The sequence below is a fragment of the Amycolatopsis sp. NPDC049252 genome, assembly GCF_043197175.1.
Classification (GTDB): Bacteria; Actinomycetota; Actinomycetes; order Mycobacteriales; family Pseudonocardiaceae; genus Amycolatopsis.
In genome coordinates this window covers 40735-59992 of the sequence record NZ_JBICSQ010000006.1, presented here as the reverse complement: position 1 = coordinate 59992, position 19258 = coordinate 40735, and the positions used below count along the sequence as shown (strand labels likewise).

At 70.8% G+C, this 19258-nt stretch carries 18 protein-coding genes and 2 tRNA genes; 7 read left to right on the top strand and 13 right to left on the bottom strand.

The features are described 5' to 3' along the window. The first annotated feature begins 4 nt into the window (after positions 1–4). Positions 5–838: an aldo/keto reductase gene (locus tag ACGFMK_RS11355; RefSeq protein ID WP_392760681.1), complete on the top strand. Its 834-nt coding sequence runs from the start codon at positions 5–7 to the stop codon at positions 836–838. A 49-nt stretch (positions 839–887) separates the two neighbouring features. Here the strand turns inward: ACGFMK_RS11355 and ACGFMK_RS11350 are convergent, their stop codons facing one another. From ACGFMK_RS11350 to ACGFMK_RS11335, 4 genes are all read right to left on the bottom strand, one after another. Then, positions 888–1727 (bottom strand): SAM-dependent methyltransferase, encoded by an 840-nt coding sequence (locus tag ACGFMK_RS11350; RefSeq protein ID WP_392760678.1) that lies wholly within the window; start codon positions 1725–1727, stop codon positions 888–890. A gap of 137 nt (positions 1728–1864) precedes the next feature. Next, the gene (locus ACGFMK_RS11345) at positions 1865–2977 is read right to left on the bottom strand and encodes a hypothetical protein (protein ID WP_392761069.1); all 1113 of its coding nucleotides are present in this window, start codon (positions 2975–2977) and stop codon (positions 1865–1867) included. Between the two features lie 57 nt (positions 2978–3034). Continuing rightward, positions 3035–3397 (bottom strand): DUF4180 domain-containing protein, encoded by a 363-nt coding sequence (locus tag ACGFMK_RS11340; protein ID WP_392760675.1) that lies wholly within the window; start codon positions 3395–3397, stop codon positions 3035–3037. A 14-nt stretch (positions 3398–3411) separates the two neighbouring features. After that, positions 3412–3831, bottom strand: coding sequence for a helix-turn-helix domain-containing protein (locus tag ACGFMK_RS11335; protein ID WP_392760672.1), 420 nt, complete (start codon positions 3829–3831; stop codon positions 3412–3414). A gap of 154 nt (positions 3832–3985) precedes the next feature. On the opposite strand from ACGFMK_RS11335, the gene ACGFMK_RS11330 reads away from it, so the two are divergent. After that, the gene (locus tag ACGFMK_RS11330; protein WP_392760669.1) at positions 3986–4402 is read left to right on the top strand and encodes a hypothetical protein; all 417 of its coding nucleotides are present in this window, start codon (positions 3986–3988) and stop codon (positions 4400–4402) included. A 65-nt stretch (positions 4403–4467) separates the two neighbouring features. Here ACGFMK_RS11330 and ACGFMK_RS11325 read toward each other — a convergent pair whose 3' ends face one another. The 3 genes from ACGFMK_RS11325 to ACGFMK_RS11315 all read right to left on the bottom strand — a co-directional run bounded on the left by ACGFMK_RS11325 (position 4468) and on the right by ACGFMK_RS11315 (position 6920). Then, complete coding sequence (locus ACGFMK_RS11325) at positions 4468–4632, bottom strand: hypothetical protein (protein WP_392760667.1); 165 nt, start codon at positions 4630–4632, stop codon at positions 4468–4470. 124 nt (positions 4633–4756) lie between these two features. Then, a complete protein-coding gene (locus ACGFMK_RS11320; protein ID WP_392760664.1) occupies positions 4757–5299 on the bottom strand; it encodes a type 1 glutamine amidotransferase domain-containing protein in 543 nt (180 codons plus the stop codon). A 58-nt stretch (positions 5300–5357) separates the two neighbouring features. After that, positions 5358–6920, bottom strand: a complete 1563-nt coding sequence (locus ACGFMK_RS11315) for a SpoIIE family protein phosphatase (protein ID WP_392760662.1) — start codon at positions 6918–6920, stop codon at positions 5358–5360. 139 nt (positions 6921–7059) lie between these two features. Here ACGFMK_RS11315 and ACGFMK_RS11310 point away from each other — a divergent pair, with 139 nt between their 5' ends. Continuing rightward, on the top strand, positions 7060–11757 hold the full coding sequence (locus tag ACGFMK_RS11310; RefSeq protein ID WP_392761066.1) for a HAMP domain-containing protein: 4698 nt from the start codon (positions 7060–7062) through the stop codon (positions 11755–11757). On the opposite strand, the gene ACGFMK_RS11305 is transcribed toward ACGFMK_RS11310, so the two are convergent. Next, positions 11709–11782: transfer RNA gene (locus tag ACGFMK_RS11305), tRNA-Gly, on the bottom strand. The genes ACGFMK_RS11310 and ACGFMK_RS11305 overlap by 49 nt on opposite strands. A 79-nt stretch (positions 11783–11861) precedes the next feature. Between ACGFMK_RS11305 and ACGFMK_RS11300 the strand changes: the two genes are divergently transcribed. Further along, a tRNA-Pro gene (locus ACGFMK_RS11300) sits at positions 11862–11935 on the top strand. A gap of 196 nt (positions 11936–12131) precedes the next feature. On the opposite strand, the gene ACGFMK_RS11295 is transcribed toward ACGFMK_RS11300, so the two are convergent. Both ACGFMK_RS11295 and ACGFMK_RS11290 read right to left on the bottom strand, forming a co-directional pair. Continuing rightward, entirely contained in the window at positions 12132–12908 is a 777-nt protein-coding gene (locus ACGFMK_RS11295) for an alpha/beta fold hydrolase (protein ID WP_392760659.1), read from the bottom strand. Beyond that, positions 12905–13693 (bottom strand): NAD(P)H-binding protein, encoded by a 789-nt coding sequence (locus tag ACGFMK_RS11290; RefSeq protein ID WP_392760656.1) that lies wholly within the window; start codon positions 13691–13693, stop codon positions 12905–12907. Before ACGFMK_RS11290 ends, ACGFMK_RS11295 begins: the two co-directional genes overlap by 4 nt. Positions 13694–13760: 67 nt before the next feature. On the opposite strand from ACGFMK_RS11290, the gene ACGFMK_RS11285 reads away from it, so the two are divergent. Next, positions 13761–14132 (top strand): winged helix-turn-helix transcriptional regulator, encoded by a 372-nt coding sequence (locus ACGFMK_RS11285; RefSeq protein ID WP_392760653.1) that lies wholly within the window; start codon positions 13761–13763, stop codon positions 14130–14132. 236 nt (positions 14133–14368) lie between these two features. Here the strand turns inward: ACGFMK_RS11285 and ACGFMK_RS11280 are convergent, their stop codons facing one another. The 3 genes from ACGFMK_RS11280 to ACGFMK_RS11270 form a co-directional block, all read right to left on the bottom strand. Then, a complete protein-coding gene (locus tag ACGFMK_RS11280; RefSeq protein ID WP_392760651.1) occupies positions 14369–15943 on the bottom strand; it encodes a carbohydrate-binding protein in 1575 nt (524 codons plus the stop codon). 119 nt (positions 15944–16062) lie between these two features. Further along, the gene (locus ACGFMK_RS11275) at positions 16063–16509 is read right to left on the bottom strand and encodes a nuclear transport factor 2 family protein (protein ID WP_392760649.1); all 447 of its coding nucleotides are present in this window, start codon (positions 16507–16509) and stop codon (positions 16063–16065) included. Positions 16510–16515: 6 nt separating this feature from the next. Further along, positions 16516–17391, bottom strand: a complete 876-nt coding sequence (locus tag ACGFMK_RS11270; RefSeq protein ID WP_392760646.1) for an LLM class F420-dependent oxidoreductase — start codon at positions 17389–17391, stop codon at positions 16516–16518. A gap of 147 nt (positions 17392–17538) precedes the next feature. Between ACGFMK_RS11270 and ACGFMK_RS11265 the strand changes: the two genes are divergently transcribed. Next, positions 17539–18381 carry a hypothetical protein gene (locus ACGFMK_RS11265; RefSeq protein WP_392760643.1) on the top strand — a complete coding sequence of 281 codons (843 nt, stop codon included), beginning with the start codon at positions 17539–17541 and terminating at the stop codon, positions 18379–18381. 42 nt (positions 18382–18423) lie between these two features. Further along, positions 18424–19257, top strand: a complete 834-nt coding sequence (locus ACGFMK_RS11260) for a DJ-1/PfpI family protein (protein ID WP_392760640.1) — start codon at positions 18424–18426, stop codon at positions 19255–19257. Position 19258: the final 1 nt, after the last annotated feature.

Below are 19258 nucleotides of genomic sequence, written 5' to 3'. Positions count from 1 at the left end.
CTTTGTGACCAGCGTGCCCGAGATCGAACTCAACAACGGCGTGCGGATGCCGCAACTCGGCTTCGGCGTCTTCCAGGTCCCGGACGCCGAGACCAAGGCCGCGGTGAAGGCCGCTCTCGAAGCGGGCTACCGCAGCATCGACACCGCCGCCGTCTACGGCAACGAGGCCGGCGTCGGCCAGGCGCTCGCCGAGTCCGGCATCACCCGCGACGAACTGTTCGTCACCACCAAGCTCTGGAACTCCGCGCAGGGTTACGACGCGACGCTCAAGGCGTTCGACGAAAGCCTGGCGAAGCTGGGCCTGGAGCAGCTGGACCTGTACCTGATCCACTGGCCCACGCCCGAGCGCGACAAGTACCTCGACACCTGGAAGGCGTTCGAGAAGCTCTACGCGGACGGCCGCGTCCGCGCGATCGGCGTGTCCAACTTCCAGCCCGCGCACCTCGAGCGCCTGCTCGACGCCGCCGAGGTCCCCCCGGCGCTCAACCAGGTCGAGCTGCACCCGTACCTGCAGCAGCACGAGGTCCGCGAGTTCGACGCGAAGCACGGCATCGCGACCGAGGCGTGGAGCCCGCTGGCCAAGGGCGGCTCGCTGCTGGGCGACCCGATCGTCGCGGAGCTCGCGGTGAAGCACGGCCGCACGCCCGCGCAGATCGTGCTGCGCTGGCACCTGCAGCTGGGCAACGTGGTGATCCCGAAGTCCGTGACGCCGTCGCGGATCCAGGAGAACTTTGACCTGTTCGGGTTCACCCTCACGGAGGAGGAACTGGAGTCGCTGACGCCGCTGAACCGCGGCGAGCGCACCGGCCCGGACCCGGACACGTTCAACGCCGCCTGATCGTTTGGGCACCGAGCCCGGCACTTTCCCGTGAACGTGCCGGGCTCGGTCACACCTTGCGGGCGACCCCGCCCAGCGTCAGGAAGTTCAGCTCGCTCAGCGAGTGGATCCGCGGCCCGTCCGGCCACCATTCGTGCAGGTAGACCAGTCCCGGCCGGAGCAGTTCGAGGCCCTCGAAGAACGCGGTGATCTGCTCTCGCGACCGGTGGACGCTGCCCAGCCCGGTGCCCTGGAAGCTGGTCTCCAGCAACCGCGCCAGCTCCTGGCGCGGGGAGTCCTCTTCGGGATCGAAGTTGTGCGTGAGCAGCAGGTACGACCCGGGAGCGAGCGCGGCGACGTACTCCGAGACGATCTTCTTCGCCCGGTCGTAGTCGTCGATGTGGTGGACGATCGAGGTCAGGATCAGCGCCACCGGCTCCGCGAAGTCCAGGTGTTCGCGCACGACCGGGTCGGCGAGGGTCTCCGCCGGTTTCGTGAGGTCCGCGCCGGTGACGTGGGTGAGGTAGTTCTCCTCCAGCAGCGCCCGCCCGTGCACCTGCACGACCGGGTCGTTGTCGACGTACACCACCTGCGCGTCGGGGTTGTACCTCTGCGCCACCTGGTGGGTGTTCTCCGCGGTCGGCATGCCCGAGCCCAGGTCCAGGAACTGGCCGATGCCACGCTTTCCGGCGAGGAACCGCACCGCGCGGACCAGCCAGTCGCGGTGTTCCTTCGCCATCGTGCGCGCACCGGGCGCGATCGCCAGCAGCCGCCGCATCGCTTCGCGGTCGACCTCGTAGTGATCGTGCCCGCCGAGCAGCGCGTCGGACAGCCGGGCCAGACTCGCCTTGCTGAAATCGAGGGAAGCAGCGCCACCCTCGGCCCCGGACCGCAGGTCCCCAGGCGTCATCGACTCTCCCTCGTCGCGCGGCGGACGAGCCCCTGCCCCGGGCCCCGTCCACCGTGTCCGGCAACGGACAGTGCTCAGACTACGACATGGCGTTCATCAAGTGAACCGCGCGCAAGGGCCTTGCCTGCCTGCGGTAATCAGCCGAACAGGAGTTCGTGCCAGCTCCCTCCGCCGTCCGTGGTCCGGTACAGAGCGGAGCCGCCGGCCGCGTCGGGCTGGCCGTCGACGACCACGCCGGTGCCGCGGCCCGGGAAGTCCAGATCGGTCAGGCTCAGCCCGCGCTCGGAAAGGACGGTCGTCGTCCACGTGCGACCGCCGTCGGCCGTGCTGTGCAGGAACCCGGCCCCGCCGCCCTCGGCCGCGATCGTCGCGGACGCCGGCGACGCCGCCCCGAAGCCCTGCGTGATGCCGACGACGGGCGCCGCGTCGGTCCCGCTGAAGGTGCCGCCGAGCCGCGGCGCGTGCCGCACGCTCCGCTCGGTCGAACCCGGCTGCGGCGAACCGGGGCTGCTGCTGCACAACGCCACGACCTGCCGGTCCCGGACGCCGGCGAGCGACGCGACCGTCCCCGTCGGGCACGGCGGCGCGGCCGGGGTGAAGCTCACCCCGTCGCGCGAGGTCCAGTACTTCTCGTCGCCGTAGTTCGCGCCGAGCGCGACCTGCAGGCCGCCACCGACGGCGAGGTCGCCGTAGGTGATGTCACCGGTGACCGCGAAGCCCGGCACCGGGACCAGCACCGGGGAACCGGCGGCCGCCGAGTACAGCCGCGTCGAGCCGCGACCTTCGCCGTACGTGCTGAGCATCGCGAACACACGGCCGCCGGTCTCGGTGATCTTCGAGACGTAGAACGGTTCCCGCGCGCCGACCAGCCCGACCGGGTGCCAGGTCGCGCCGCCGTCACGCGTCGTCCGCACGTGCACGCCGTCGCTGACGTACGCGACGCGCTCGGAGACGAACGTCAGCGCGACGTGGTTGTGGTTGTCCGGCAGCGCCGTCGACGGCGCGCCCAGCCGCCGCCAGTGGTGCCCGCCGTCGGTGGTGGCCAGCAGTGCCGGGCACCACGACTTCGCGCAGGGTGAGTAGCCGAGGACGTACCCGGTGTCCGGGCCGGTCCAGCTCGTCGACGCGGGCTGGAAGCCTTTCGGGACAACGGTTTCCGAGGTTCCCGCCGCGGCGGGCGAGGCGGGGACGGCCAGGGCGGTGAGGACGGACAGCGTCAGTGCCGCACGCCGGAGGATGCTCATGATCAGCTGGACGTGCCGTGGGCGCCCGGGTTGCCCGCCCCGGCCGGGGTTCAGCCGCCCGGCTCAGCCCCGCGCGGCCAGCCGGGTGTCCAGTTCGCCGAGATCGGTCACGAACCAGACGTCCTGGCCGCGGTTCGACTCCCGCACGACGTCGCGGAACGCGGTGCTCGCCGCTACGTACCCGCTGACGTCGCCGAGCAGGACCAGCCGGAAGCCGTACTGGACGACCTTCGAGAAGAAGTGCCCGATCAGCTTGGTGTGCATGTCGAAGAACCGCCCGGGGAACCGCTCCACCGGCACGACGAGCACACTCGCGCCGGAGCCGAACGTCGCCCCGATCAGGTCGACGGCGTCCTGCTCGGTGACCAGCTCGGGCCCGTCGGCGGGCACGAGCCACACGGTGACGTCGTGGCGTACGTCGATCATGATCGTTCTCCCGTTCAGCCCAGGCCTTCGACGAACCCCGCGACCATCCGCAGCAGGTCCGCGCCCGCGGCGAGGTCGCCCAGCACGATGACCTTCAGGACGGCGCGCTCCCGGTCGTAGATCGTTTCGGCGCGCAGGGACTCGCCGCCGTCCCACGGTCCCAGCAGCGACGCGTGGATCGTGGTGGCGATCCGATCGGCCGTCGCCCGGTCGACGTCCTCGATCTCGACCACGCCCGACAGGTCCGCCCGTTTGGCGGGGGCCGCGGTGGCCGGCAGCCCGGTGAAGGCGGCCAGGTCGGCGGCGGTGATCCGGTACTGCTTGCCGATCCGGACCGCCTTCAGCCGCCCGTCCCGCACGTAGTTCCGGACGGTCCGCACGTGCAGGCCGAGCTGCGTCGCGACCTGTTCGACGGAGTAGACCTCCTGCGCCATGACCCTCCTCGTTTCCTCAAACTACCCTATCACGCCGCATGATGTGGAAGTTTACGGAATACCTGGTTTGCCGTCCCCGGCACCGGGTACCTCCCACTGGCCCCGTACGCCCCAGATCCGTCCACAGAGGACTGTCGAAAGGACGGCGCCGACGATGCCGTATCCCCCTCCCCCCGAGCAGCCCTACGATCCGCGGTACGAGCCCGCCGCGACCGAAGAAGTCGTGGAACGGACCCATCCGCGCATCCGGATCGTGCGCACGGTCAACGCCCTCATCCACCTCGTGTGCGCGGTGTTCGCCCTCGTCCTCGCCGTGCACATCGTGCTGGTCTTCGGCGAGGCGAACGCGGCGAACGGGTTCGCGCACCTCATCTCCGAATGGTCGGGCGGCGTCTCGCTCGGCCTGCGTGACCTCTTCACGCCGGACTCCGAGAAGTTCCGGGTCTTCTGCAACGACGGCCTGGCCGCGGTCATCTGGCTCGTCATCGGCGCCGTGCTGACCGACGTCATCGCGCGCATCGGCGCGCCCGGCCCGAGGCGGGTCTGGTACCGCCGTCGCAGCTACCGCTGACCGGCACCGAACGCGGAAAGGGCCCCCCGGATCACGATCCGGGGGCCCTTTCCGCGTCTGCGGCGTCAGCTCTGCTGCGGCTGTTCGGCGACGGTCTCGATCGGCGCCGGAGCCGGCTGCGGCGCGGCCTCGGCGGGGTCGGCGCCCCGGGGTGCCGGAACGTCCTCGGCGGCGACCACGTCGAAGTGTTCACGGCACCAACGGCCGTAGCGCCTGGCGTTCACTGTCATTGCGTCCACCTCCTCTCGGGCGATCCTGGTCACACCCTCAGCGTCCTCCGCCGGAACACCGAAAGCCAACATATTTAAGCGGGACTTAAGGACACGGCCGGGTGAATGTCCACAGAGGACGGCTTCAGCCCGCGAACTCCCGCACGACCGCGGCGCAGAACGCGGGCAGGTCGTCCGGGTTGCGGCTGGAGACCAGGCCGTCGTCCACCACCACTTCTTCGTCGACGACCGTGGCCCCGGCGTTACGCAGATCGGTCCGGATGCTCGGGTACGACGTCAGGGTGCGGCCACGGACGACATCCGCCTCGACGAGCGTCCACGGACCGTGGCAGATCACGCCGACCGGCTTGCCGGCCCGCACGAAGTCACCCACGAACTTCACGGCCTCGGGGTTCACCCGCAGGTTGTCCGGGTTCATCGTCCCGCCGGGCAGCAGCAGCGCGTCGAAGTCGCCGATCGCCACGTCGGAAACCTTGCGGTCGACGGCGAACGTGTCGCCCTTGTCGATGTCCCCGTTCATCGCCTGGATCTCTCCGGTGTCCAGCGACACGAGCTCGACGGTCGCGCCCTCGTCCAGCACGGCCTGACGCGGCCGCTCCAGCTCGACCTGCTCGACTCCGTCGGCGGCCAGGATCGCGACCCGGCGGCCTTCAAGTGCATTCGCCATGGAATCCGAATTACCCGCTCCGACCGGCGGCAAACGCGGGCGGCAAACGCGCCGTCGATCAGTCCGCGCACTCCACGGCCAGCACGGCGATGTCGTCGTGGGCGGAGTTGCCGAGCCAGTCGCGCACGGCCTGGCGCAGCCGCCGGACGACCTCGCGGGCCGGCTGCCCGGCCGCGGCCGTCAGCACCGCGCGCAGCCGGTCGTCGCCGAACAGCTCGGACGGGTCGTGCCGGTTGCGGGCCTCGGTGATGCCGTCGGTGTAGAGCAGGCACAGGTCGCCGGGCCCCAGCCGCACCCGCGCCTCGGCGAACCGGGCCTGGGGCGAGATGCCGACCAGCGTGCCCGGCACGGTGACCTCTTCGACGCCGCCCGCGTGGCGCACGATCAGCGGCGCCGGGTGCCCGCCGGAGGCCAGGGTCAGGTCGACACCCTCGTCCGTCGGTGTGGCCGTGCCGAGCACCAGGGTGGCGAACCGGCTGCTGCCGCCGGCGATGAGCAGCTCGTTGAGCAGCCGCAACAGCGTCCGGCCGTCGCGTTCGACCATGGCGAGCGCGGTCAGCGCGTGCCGGACCCGGCCGGTCAGGGCCGCGGCCTCGGCGCCCTTGCCGCAGATGTCGCCGAGCACCAGGAACGCGCTGCCGTCGTCGTGCGGCAGGACGTCGTAGAAGTCACCGCCGACCGTGAGCACCCCGGCGGCCGGCTCGTACCAGGTCTCGAACCGGGCGCCGGCCAGCTCGGGCGGGTCGGCCGGGCGCAGCGTGGTCTCCAGGCCGCGCGTCGCCTCCTCCTGCCGGGCGTAGCGCTGCGCGTTGGCCAGCGCCGTGCCCGACGCCTTCGCGAACTCGACCACCGCGCGGGCCTGCTCGGCCCCGAACTCCGGGTCCGTGCGACGGCCCAGCAGCAGCGCGCCGGTGACCCCGGCACTCGCGCTCGGGCCCAGCGAAACGACCGTGACGTCGGCGTGCCCGGCGAACCGGTCGGCGACGATCGAGGGCAGCGTGGCGACCTCGGCCGCGGGCACCGGCGACGGCCGCGGCGTCCCGGTGACGCCGAAGGTCGCCACCAGCACCGGTGCGGCCTGGGCGGGCACCCGCCGGATCCGGCCGTGGCCGTGCGCGGACGGGCGCTCGCAGCTCCACCACTCCCACCGGCCGCGGGTGGTGGGCAGCAGCACGAACACGGTGTCGGCGAGCGCGGACGCGGCCAGCTCGGCGATCACCCGGGCGGTGCCGTGGCGGCCGCGCGCCGAGGCCAGCCGGGGCCCGGCCTCGGCCAGGAAGTCGCCCACGTGCGGCCGGGCGGTGCTGCTCTCCGCGAGGCTGGGGACCGTCCACGAGTGCCACCCGCCGGGCAGCGCCCGGACGCGGGCCGGGTGCCGGTGGCCCTTGACCTCGACGTGCCCGGAGGTCTCGGCGACGGGGTGCAGCTTCGGCTCGGTGTCGCCGGTCAGCGTCCGCCCGGCGGGGTTCGCCCAGCGCAGCACACCCTCGGCGTCCTGCAGGAAAACGGCGTCCCGCACGTCCTCCAGCACCGCCCGCCCGAAGGCGTCGAAGCCCGGTGGCGCGTCACCGGCGGCCATCGGCGGCAGGGCTGCCGACGCCGGAGCCGGACGTGACACCATGCACGGACCTCCTGCCTCCGGACTGCTATCGCACGGCTACCGCGTGAGCGGGCGGACTGGCTCGAAGTGTAGGGCGAATCATGGCACGCTGGGTCGACGACCATGGCTGGCGCATGCGTGGTGGAGAGGGTCGGCACACATGACAACGGAATCCCAGGGCGAGGCGGCGGCGCTGGAGCGGCTGCTCGTGGCGGTGCGGGATCTCGGGGACGGCAACTTCCGGCGGCGGCTCGTGCCGCACGGCGACGGCGTCTCGGCGCAGCTCGCCGTCGCGTTCAACGACATCGCCGAGCGCAACCAGCGGCTCGTGAGCGAGCTGCTGCGGGCGCGCACGGCGGTCGGCCAGGAAGGCCGGCTGCTCGAACGGCTGGAGACCGAGGTCGGCCCCGGCGGCTGGGCCACCGCCGTCGACGCCGTCAACGGACTGGTCGACGACCTCACCCGCCCGGCCATCGAGCTGGAGCGCGTGCTCGGCGGCGTCGCCGACGGCGACCTGTCCCAGCCGATGACCCTCACCCTCGACGGCCGCCCGCTGCAGGGCGCGTACGCCACGCTGGCGAAGACGGTCAACGGCCTCATCGCGCAGCTCTCGCGCTTCGCGGCCGAAGTGACGAGGCTCTCCCGCGAGATCGCCGGTGAGGGACGTCTCGGCGGCCAGGCCGTCGTCCCGGGCGTGTCCGGGACGTGGCGCGACCTCACCGACTCCGTCAACTTCATGGCCGACAACCTCACCGAGCAGGTCCGCAACATCGCGCAGGTCACCACGGCCGTCGCGCGCGGCGACCTGACCCAGAAGATCAACGTCGACGCCCGCGGCGAGATCCTGGAGCTCAAGAACACCATCAACACCATGGTGGACCAGCTTTCCTCGTTCGCCGACGAGGTCACCCGCGTCTCCCGCGAGGTCGGCTCCGACGGCAAGCTCGGTGGCCAGGCCCAGGTGCCGGGTGTCGCCGGCACGTGGCGCGACCTGACCGACTCGGTCAACCTGATGGCCGACAACCTGACCGACCAGGTCCGCGGGATCTCGCAGGTGGCGACCGCGGTGGCCACCGGCGACCTGACGAAGAAGATCGACGTCGACGCCCGCGGCGAGATCCTGCAGCTGAAGAACACGCTCAACACGATGGTCGACCAGCTCTCGGCGTTCGCCGGCGAGGTCACCCGCGTCGCGCGCGAGGTCGGCAGCGAGGGCAAGCTCGGCGGCCAGGCCGAGGTGCCCGGCGCGGCCGGGACGTGGCGCAGCCTCACCGACTCGGTCAACCAGATGGCCGACAACCTGACCGACCAGGTCCGCAACATCTCCCACGTGACCACGGCCGTGGCGAAGGGCGACCTGACGCAGAAGATCACCGTCGACGCCCGGGGCGAGATCCTCGAGCTCAAGACGACCATGAACACCATGGTGGACCAGCTCTCCGCGTTCGCCGACGAAGTCACCCGAGTGGCCCGCGAAGTGGGCACCGAGGGTCAGCTGGGCGGGCAGGCACAGGTCCCCGGCGTCGCCGGCACCTGGCGCGACCTCACCGGCTCGGTGAACTTCATGGCGAACAACCTGACCACCCAGGTCCGCAACATCGCCCAGGTCGCGACGGCGGTCGCGCGGGGTGACCTGACGCAGAAGATCGCGGTCGACGCCCGGGGCGAGATCCTCGAACTCAAGACCACGCTCAACACGATGGTCGACCAGCTCTCCGCGTTCGCCGACGAAGTCACCCGCGTCGCCCGGGAAGTCGGTACCGAAGGCAAGCTCGGCGGCCAGGCCACCGTGCCCGGGGTCGCCGGGACCTGGAAGGACCTGACCGACAACGTCAACTTCATGGCGAACAACCTGACCGACCAGGTCCGGAACATCGCCACGGTGACGTCGGCGGTCGCGAAGGGCGACCTGACGCAGAAGATCTCGGTCGACGCGCGCGGCGAGATCCTCGAACTCAAGACCACGCTCAACACGATGGTCGACCAGCTCTCGGCGTTCGCCGACGAGGTCACGCGGGTCGCGCGCGAGGTGGGTACCGAGGGCAAGCTCGGCGGCCAGGCCACCGTCCGCGGCGTCGCGGGCACGTGGAAGGACCTCACCGACAACGTCAACGTCATGGCCACCAACCTGACCGACCAGGTGCGCAGCATCGCCACGGTGGCGACCGGCGTGGCCAACGGCGACCTGTCGAAGAAGATCTCGATCGTCGCCCAGGGCGAGGTCGCGGCGCTGGCCGAGACGCTCAACGGCATGGTCGAGACGCTGCGCGCGTTCGCCGACGAGGTCACCCGCGTCTCGCGCGAGGTCGGCACCGAAGGCATCCTCGGCGGCCAGGCGCGGGTCCCCGGCGTGGCCGGGACCTGGAAGGACCTGACCGAGAACGTCAACTTCATGGCCCACAACCTGACCAGCCAGGTCCGGAACATCTCCCAGGTCACCACGGCCGTCGCGCGCGGTGACCTGACGAAGAAGATCGACGTCGACGCCCGCGGCGAGATCCTCGAACTCAAGACGACCATGAACACGATGGTCGACCAGCTCTCGGCGTTCGCCTCCGAGGTCACGCGCGTGGCGCGCGAGGTCGGCACCGAGGGCAAGCTCGGCGGGCAGGCCGAGGTCGACGGCGTGTCCGGCACCTGGCAGCGGCTCACCGAGAGCGTGAACCAGCTGGCCGGGAACCTGACCACGCAGGTCCGCGCGATCGCGCAGGTCGCCACCGCGGTGACCGCGGGCGACCTGACCCGGCACATCACGGTCGACGCGTCCGGTGAGGTCTCCGACCTCAAGGACAACATCAACCAGATGATCGCGAACCTCAAGGAGACGACGAGGACCAACACCGAGCAGGACTGGCTGAAGACGAACCTCGCCCAGCTGTCCGGGCGGATGCAGGGGCACCGCGACCTCGCGTCGGTCGGCGCGCTGATCCTGTCCGAGCTGGCGCCGCTGGTCCGCGCCCAGCAGGGCGCGTTCTTCCTGGCCCGTGACGACGACTCGGGCGGCACGGTGCTGGAGTGCATCGCCGCCTACGGCCTCGCCCAGTCCCGCGCCGGCCTGCGGTTCGCGATCGGCGAGTCGCTGATCGGGCAGGCCGCCGTCGACCACCGCACGATCCTGGTCCACCACGCGCCGCCGGAGTACGCGATGGTGTCCTCCGGGCTCGGCTCGGCGTCGCCGGTCAACCTCATCGTGCTGCCGGTGCTGTTCCAGGGCGAGGTGCTCGGCGTGCTGGAGCTGGCCTCGGTCAACGAGTTCAGCACCGTCCACCAGGACCTGCTGGAGCAGCTGCGGCACACGATCGGCGTCAACGTCAACACGATCCTGTCGAACTCCCGCACCGAGGCGCTGCTGACCGAGTCGCAGCGGCTGGCGCAGGAGCTGCGCGCGCGGTCCGAGCAGCTGCAGGCCCAGCAGGGCGAGCTGCGGCGGTCCAACACCGAGCTGGCCGAGAAGGCCGCGCTGCTCGCCCAGCAGAACCGCGACATCGAGGTCAAGAACAGCGAGATCGAGCAGGCGCGTCAGGAGCTGGAGGAACGGGCCGGGCAGCTGACGGTCGCCTCGCAGTACAAGACCGAGTTCATGGCGAACATGTCGCACGAGCTGCGGACGCCGCTGAACAGCGCGTTGATCCTGGCGAAGCTGCTGTCGGAGAACCCCGAGGGCAACCTCACCGAGAAGCAGATCCAGTTCGCCCGCACGATCTACGCGGCGGGCTCCGACCTGCAGCAGCTGATCAACGACATACTGGACCTGGCGAAGGTCGAAGCCGGCCGGCTGGACATGCAGATGTCGGACATCACGCTGCCGGAGCTGGTGGACTACGTCGAGTCGCTGTGCCGGCCGCTCACGGCCGACAAGGGCCTGGAGTTCGCCGTCCACATCGACCCGCCGGTGCCGGGCAGCGTCCACACCGACGAGCACCGTCTCCAGCAGATCCTGCGCAACCTGCTCTCGAACGCGGCGAAGTTCACCGACGAGGGCGGCGTCCGACTGCACATCCGCGCGGCCGACCCGGCGGAGGTCGAGCAGGAGGCGCTGCGGAACGCGCCGGGCATCATCGCGTTCGCCGTCGAGGACACCGGCATCGGCATCCCGGAGGAGAAGCTGGCGGTCATCTTCGAGGCGTTCCGCCAGGCGGACGGCACCACGAGCCGCAAGTACGGCGGCACCGGCCTGGGCCTGAACATCAGCCAGCAGCTGACCGAGCTCCTGGGCGGCGAGCTGCGCGTGATCAGCGAGCCGGGCAAGGGCTCGACGTTCACCCTCTACCTGCCGGTGGCGGCCTCGAACCTGGTGGACCCGGCGGTGACGGCCCTGTCGTCACCCAGGCTGCCCCCGGTCCCCAGCACGGTCCTGGTAGCGGCCCCGGACATCGCCCCGAAGCGCTTCCAGGGCGAGAAGGTCCTGATCGTCGACGACGACCTGCGGAACGTGTTCGCCCTGGCCGCGGTCCTGGAGCAGGCGGGCCTGGAGGTCGTCTACGCCGAAACGGGCGTCGACGGCATCCGCGTCCTGGAACGCAACGAGGACACGGCACTGGTCCTGATGGACGTGATGATGCCGGAACTGGACGGCAACGCCACGATCGCGGCCATCCGCGCGGAGGCGGCCAACGCCGACCTCCCGGTGATCGCCGTGACCGCGAAGGCGACGGCGGAGGACCGGGCCAGGACCCTGGCCAGCGGCGCGGACGAGTACATCACCAAGCCGGTGGACACGGACAAGCTGCTGGACGTGATAGCCGCCAAGCTGGAAGCCGACGCGGCCTCGGCCCGGGACGGTTTCGAGGTCCCCGGCCCTTTCGATGGTGGAGCGGGTGACGGGAATCGAACCCGCGTAGCTAGTTTGGAAGACTAGGGCTCTACCATTGAGCTACACCCGCGTGCCCCCGAGGTACCCGGGTGCGAGGTCAGCTTAGCGTGACCCGCTAGGCTGATCGCACACCCCCCTGGGGGTGGGACCGGGATGTGGCGCAGCTTGGTAGCGCATTCGCTTTGGGAGCGAAGGGTCGCAGGTTCAAATCCTGTCATCCCGACTCGATTCCGTGGTGCTCCATGTCCGCGGAACGCGCGGACCTGGCGGAATCCTCGTGGTGTTACCCGGGGGGCCGAGCCCCCCGGACCCCCACGGTGCCTCTGGCTGCGGTTGACAGCATGGGCACCATCACGGGCCGAGCCCCCCCCCGGACCCCCCAACGGTGCCTCTGGCTGCGGTTGGCAGTGTGGGCACCTTTACGGGCCGTCGAGATCTGACCTCAGCCAGGTCGCCAGGGTTTGTGCGATCAGGTCCGGCTGGTCCTCTGGGGTGTGGTGGCCCGCCACCACGGGATGGTGGACCACCTTCAGGTCCGCGAAGTTCTCCTGGCACCAGTTGATCATCGGCGGGGTCAGCATGGTGTCGTGGCCCGGGTCGAACGTGATCAGGAGCTTGGGGATCTCCGGGCTGGTCGCCAGCCAGGCGTTGAACGACTTGATCCGGGCAACCACCGACGCCGGCTCGCCGCCCAGGGGCATCGACCGGGCCCAGCGCAGCAGCGGGACCTCGTGGGACGTGCCGTACTCCGGCGGGAGCCCGGCCAGGAAGTCCGGGATCATCGACTCGCCCACGCCCGGCGTCTTGATCGCGCGGAAGACCTCCGCGCCCGCCGGTGGGAACTCCTCCCACGTCATCGGCTTCAGGATCGCCTCCGTGAACGCCAGACCGCGGACACGCCCAGGGTGCCGGGACGCCCAGTCCGCCGCCAGGGCGCCGCCCCAGTCGTGGCCGATCAGGGTCACCTCGTCCAGGGCCAGTTCGTCGAACCACGCGTCCAGGTAGCGGGCGTGGTCGTCGAACGTGTACTCGATGTCCGGGCGGTCCGACTCGCCCATGCCGATCAGGTCCGGTGCGATACGGCGGCCCGGCAAGGCCGGCGTCACGTTGCGCCACAAGTACGACGATGTCGGGTTGCCGTGCAGGAACACCAGTGGCGCACCCGTTCCGGTGTCCCGATAGGACAGTGCCGTCACTTGAACGCCGCCGCGTTGCGCGCCACCCACTCGGTGAAGGGACGCGGTGGGCGGCCCAGCACCCGCGAGACATCCGGGCTCACCCGCTGCTCCTGCGGGGTCGGCGCGCCCAGGATGCCCAGCGTCACGTCGGCGACCTCCGGCGGCATGAAGCCCAGCATCGCCGCGCGTGCTTCCTCCGGCGTCCGCTGGACGAACTCCACCGGCTCCCCCAGCGCTTCCGCGATCGCCGCTGCCTGTTGGCGGGGGGTGATGGCGGCCGGGCCGGTCAGGTCGTAGACGTCACCGGAGCGGTCCGAAAGCAACGCCGATGCCGCGACCGCGGCGATGTCCTCCGGATCGATCACCGGCAGCGCGACGTCACCGAACGGCGCCGCCACCCGCCGTGCCGACCGCACGCTTTCCGCCCACTGGAAGGCGTTCGACGCGAACCCGCCCGGGCGCAGCATCGTCCACTCCAGACCCGACGCCCGCACGGAGTCCTCCAGCACGGCGGGGTGCCGGCCGGTCGCGACGCCCTGCGACGACAGCACCACCACCCGGCCGACGCCGGCCGTCCGAGCCGCGGCCAGTACGCCGTCCAAGGGCGCGAAACCGCCGGGCACCATCAGGAACAGCGCCTCGGCACCGTCCAAAGCGGACTCGACGCCGGGCACCACGCGCACGCCCTCCGGCACCTCCGCCGTCTCCTGGCGGGACACCGCCGTCACCTGCTCGCCGGCCGCGGCCAGCTCCCGCACCAGCGGCCTTCCGACATTTCCCGTCGCTCCCATGACTGTGATCATGCGGACGACGCTACATTCCGACGTATAGTAGGTACCTAGAGGAAAGTAATGGCTGGAGGCCCTGAAAGTGACCGGAACCACACCCGAGCTGGCCTGCCCGATCGCGCCGGTGGTCGACATCGTCTTCAGCCGCTGGACCACGCCGATCCTGTGGTCGCTCAAGGAATACGGGCGCCAGCGGTTCGTCGAGCTGGAACGCCGCATCGGCACGATCACACCGAAGGTGCTCACCCAGCGGCTGCGGCAGCTGGAACGCGACGGCCTCGTCGTGCGGACCTATCACGCGGAGGTCCCGCCGCGGGTGGAGTACGAGATCAGCGAACTCGGCCGCAGCCTCGGCCCGTTGTTCGCGAGCCTTTCCGAGTGGTCGGGCAACCTCGACCGGGTCGAAGCGGCCCGGGAGGCCTACGACAGCCGTTCCCGCAGCTCGTCGCGGTAGCCTCGGCGGCTTCGAACAACGCGCCGACGTCGGGGACCTGCACCCGGCAGCTCCCGTAGGACTCCGACGGGCCGAAGCCCGGGATCCCGGAGAAGTGCAGGTGCAGGTCCTCGCGCCGTAGCGCCTCGTACGGGTTCGGGCGGAGCCGGCGGTACGTCCACGTCCGCGCGGGCAGCACCGGAGTCGTCACGCCACCGGCCACGATCCCCGTCCTCGTATGCCATACGAAAACGACTTCACCGCTGGACGTCCAGATAGTCGAGGTTCGCGGGGCCGTCGGCGGTGGTCGCGGTGAGCCGCACCGTGTGCTGCCCCGAAGCCAGGCTCACGGCCTTCGTCACCGTGCTCCACGTCGTCCACGCGCCGGTCGCGGGGAACGGGACGCCGGTCGCGACGACCACGCCGTCGACCGAGACGTCCACCGGCCGCGCCGCCGCGGTGCCGTTCGCGTAGCCGAAGGTCAGCGCCGACGCCGGCCCGGGCACCTGCCACTCGACGTAGCTGCCGACCGCGTTGACGCCGTTCGCGAAGCCGGTTCCCGAGAAGCCCGCGTGGTTCGCGTCGACCGTGCCACCGGCCGAGAGCGTCGCGGATTCGGCCTCGTAACGCGACCCGGCACGAGAAACGCGGTACAGCACCGTCGCGTGCGAGGGCACCGACGCGCTGATCGACCCCGTCGTCGTCCGGCTTGCCTTGCTCCACAGGTCTTTCAGCGTGTACGCTGGCGCGCCGCCGATGCCGGTCGCGGCCGCCGTCGTGGCGATCGTCGCCGTCGCCCCGGTTTCGTTGGACAGTGCCACCGCGCGGTCACCGTTCGCCAGCACCTTGCTGTAGACGACGAGACCGGCGTTCGCGCCGAGCACCGTCGCCTGCTTGCCGAGGACGTCCTGATCGAGGGCGATGACGTCGGCGTTCTTGAGGATCGCGAAGTCGTCGTCGGACACCTTGCGCAGGTCGCTGCCGATCAGCAGCGGCGCCGCCATCATCGCCCAGAGGCTGAAGTGCGTGCGGTACTCCGCCGCGGTCATGCCGCCGTTCCCGACCTCCAGCATGTCCGGGTCGTTCCAGTGCCCCGGCCCGCCGTACTGCGCGAGCCCGCGGTTGGCCTGCGCCTTGCCGATCATGCTCGACCACTTGTCGGAGATGTCGCCGGTGGTGCGCCACAGGTTCCCGACGGGCGCGGCCCACGTCCACGGCTTGCTCTGGCCCCACTCGCAGATCGAGTACACGATCGGGCGGCCGGACTTCGCGAGCGCGTCCCGCATCGCCGTGTACCGCTGCTGCGCGTCGACACCCTGGTTGTTGCAGTTGTCGTACTTCAGGTAGTCGACGCCCCAGGAGGCGAACAGGTTCGCGTCCTGCTGCTCGTGCCCGAGGCCGCCGGGGAAGCCGGCCGTGTTGCACGTCTTGGTCCCGGCGCTGGTGTAGAGCCCGAACTTCAGACCTTTCGCGTGCACGTAGTCCGCGAGCGCCTTGATCCCGCCGGGGAAGCGCGCCGGGTCGGGCACCAGGTCACCCGACGGGTTCCGCGACGGCAGCGCCCAGCAGTCGTCGATGTTGACGTAGGTGTAGCCGACGTCCTTGAGCCCCTTGGCCACGAAGATGTCGGCGATGCCCTTGATCATCGTTTCGGTGAAATCGGCTCGGCAATGGGTGGAGTTCCAGTTGTTGAACCCCATCGGCGGGGTTCGGGCCAGGCCGTTCTCGAGGGCGAGGGCCGGGGCGGGCGCGATGGCCTGGACAAGAGGGAAACCGGTGACGACGAGCGCGAGCAAGGTCGCGAAACGCCGGAGCGGGGATGGTGCGCGCATGCGTACTCCCGGGGAAGACGTCGGAGGTCTATCCCGTTAGTTAAGAATCCTTCCCTTCACGCGGTCAAGACGTCATGCACGAAACATCAGATATGACGGCCAAAGTTTCCGGTGACCGGCTACTCCGCCACCTGGCGCGCCGTCGCCATCGCGCGTTCGGTCTCCCAGAACGCGCGCATCGACGTGATCAGGCCGTCCTCGCCCACCCGGTAGACGAACACCCCGTCCGTGTCGACGCGGTAGCCGCCCGGCAGGTACGTCGTGATCGTGCCGACGTTCGCCACCTCGTCACCCGCCGCGTGCGAATCGCGGATGACGAACTCGAAGCGCTCCACCGTGCCGATCGTCTTGTCCCAGAACGCGCTGATCCCGTCGCGGCCGTGGTGCCCCTTGCCCTCCTCGTCGAAGAACGACCGCCCGACCGGGTCCTCGACGACCCCGTCCGGCGCGAACAACCCCAGCCAGGCTTCCTTGTCCCCCGCCGTCACGGCGGTCATCGACGCGAGCGCCGCGCGCCGCGCCGGCGGCTGCTCCTTGTCGGTGTCCCAGCTGACCTGCACGCCCACGCCTCGTCACTCCCCGAACTTGTCGATGATCTCGGCCCCGAACTTGTGGATCGACTCCAGCTTCGGCTCGACCGGGGCGTCGAACCCGACGCCGTCGAACACCCACGGCATGGTGATGACGTCGGTGACGCCGGCCTCGGCCTGCTCGTGGTAACCGTCGAGGCCGAACTTGTCGATGCAGACGGCCTGGTACTCGAACGGGTCGTCGGCGCGGCCGCGCTCGGCCAGCAGCTCCTTCAGCCGGGCGATCGTCTCGCGCAGCTCCTCGAGCTTCATCATCGCCGACGACCAGCCGTCGGCGACGCGGGCCGCGCGCCGCAAGGCGACGTCGGTGTGGCCGCCGATGTAGAACGGCACGCGCTTCGGCGGCGCCGGGCTCATCTGCAGCTTGTCGAAGTCGTAGAACTCGCCGTGGTACTCGACCATGCCGCCGTCGAGGATCAGCCGGAGCACGTCGATGGCCTCGTCGACACGCTTGCCGCGCCGCTCGAACGGCACGCCGCAGTACTCGAACTCCTGCGGCAGCCAGCCGACCCCGAGGCCGAGACCGAACCGGCCGCCGGTGAGCACCGACGCCGAGCCGACCTGGCGCGCGAGCAGCACCGGGTTGCGGGAGCCCAGCTTCAGCACCGACGTGTAGAACTCGATGCGGCTGGTGACCGCGCCCATGGCGGCGGTCGCGACCAGCGGGTCGACCCAGGGTGTGTCGGCGGTCCAGAACCGGCTGCCGTCGGGGGTGTAGGGATAGTCTGTGGAGACCGTCTCCGCGTAGAAGAGCGAGTCCGGCAGGGCGATGGAGGCGAAGCCGGCCTCTTCCGCGGCCCGGGCGAGCTCGCCCAGCTGATCAAGCGGGTTCATCGCGATCGACAGGGTGAACTTCATAGCACGGAACTATAACGTGTTCTAGTTTCTTCGGCCAGGCCTGACGGTGTGCCCGATCACGCTCCGGGAACCCTCCGCGTAACGTCCGCGTTGTCCGAATCAAAGGTGACTTCCGGTCACCGGGCACCGAGCTTCTGGGAGTGGTCCATGGGCACCGCGATCTTCCTGATCGTGCTCGTCGTCGTGATCGTCGGTGGCGGCCTCTATTTCTCGCGGCAGCGCGCCGCGGCCCGGCAGCGGGAGCTCGACGACGCCAAGGCCGACGCCCGCCGGCTCGTCGAGCGGCTCGGCGGCCAGGTCCTCAACATCAACGGCAACGACACCGCGTCGCAGCAGGCGATGGCGGACGCCGCCGAGCGCTACAACGCGGCCGGCTCGCAGATGGAACAGGCCCGCACGATCGAGCAGGCCCGGCTGGTCAAGGACACCGCCGTCGAAGGCCTCTACTACGTCCGCGCCGCGCGGGTCGCGATGGGCATGGACCCGGGCCCGCAGCTGCCGGAGGAGGCCGAGCGCGAGCGCGCCGGCAAGGTGACCGAGCGCCGTGACGTCGACGTCGAGGGCCAGCACTACGCCGCGTCCCCCGAAGCCGGCCAGGACACGCCGTACTACTACCCCGGCGGCCGCGTCGCCGGGCGTCCGGTGCCGCAGGGCTGGTACAGCGAGCCGTGGTGGAAGCCCGCGCTCATCGCCGGCGCCTGGGGCCTCGGGTCGATGTTCCTGTTCAGCGCGATGTTCTCCGGCATGGGCGGCATCGCCAGCGCCGGGGCCTGGGAGTCGGGCTACGACGCCGGCCAGCAGGACGCGCTCGAGTCCGGTGACATGGGCGGCGACGGCGGTGGCGATGGCGGCGGTGACGGCGGCGGCGACTTCGGCGGCGGTGACGGCGGCGGCCAGGACTTCGGCGGCGGCGGTGACTGGGGCGGCGGCGGTTTCGACGGCGGCGGCTTTGACGGCGGTGGCTTCGACGGGGGCGGTTTCGACTTCTGAGCACCGGCTGGCATCCTCCTGGACGACGTTCGGGAGGATGCCGTGGCGACAGTCCTGATCCCCGTCCCGGCCCGGGACTCGGACCCGTCCGAGGTGGCCGTCAGCTGGGCGGTGCTGAGCCGGGACCACACGGTCGTCTTCGCGACCCCCGGCGGCGAGCAGGCTGCCTGTGACGAGCTGATGGTCACCGGCGAAGGCCTCGATCCGTGGAGCCGTGTACCCGGCTTGAAGAAGCTCACCGCGCTCGGCCGCGTGCTGCGAGCCGACGAAGCCGCGCGTGACGCCCACCGCGCGCTGCTCGCGGATCCCGCGTGGCGCACCCCGATCCGCTGGGACGAAGTCGAGCTCGACGACTTCGACGGTGTGCTGCTGCCCGGCGGGCACCGCGCCCGCGGCATGCGCGAGGACCTGGAAAGCCCGCTGCTGCAGGAGACCGTCGTCGACGCCTTCCGCCGCGACCTGCCGGTCGGCGCGATCTGCCACGGCGTCCTGCTCGCCGCCCGCAGCATCGACCCGGACACCGGACGTTCGGTGCTGCACGGCCGTACGACGACGGCCCTGACCTGGCGGCTGGAGCGCACGGCGTGGCGGCTCGCGCGCCGGACCCGCTTCTGGGACCCGGGTTACTACCGCACCTACCTCGAGGAACCGGGCCAGCCCGAGGGATACCTGTCGGTGCAGCAGGAGGTCACCCGCGCGCTGGCGCGTCCCGAGGACTTCCTGGACACGGCCGACCGCGTCCAGGCGAGCGGCCGGGCCCGCGACCGGCTCGACGACGCCCGCCCGGCGTTCGTCGTCGAGGACGGCAACTACGTCTCGGCCCGCTGGCCCGGCGACGTGCACACGTTCGCGAAGGCGTTCGCCCAGCGGCTCTGAC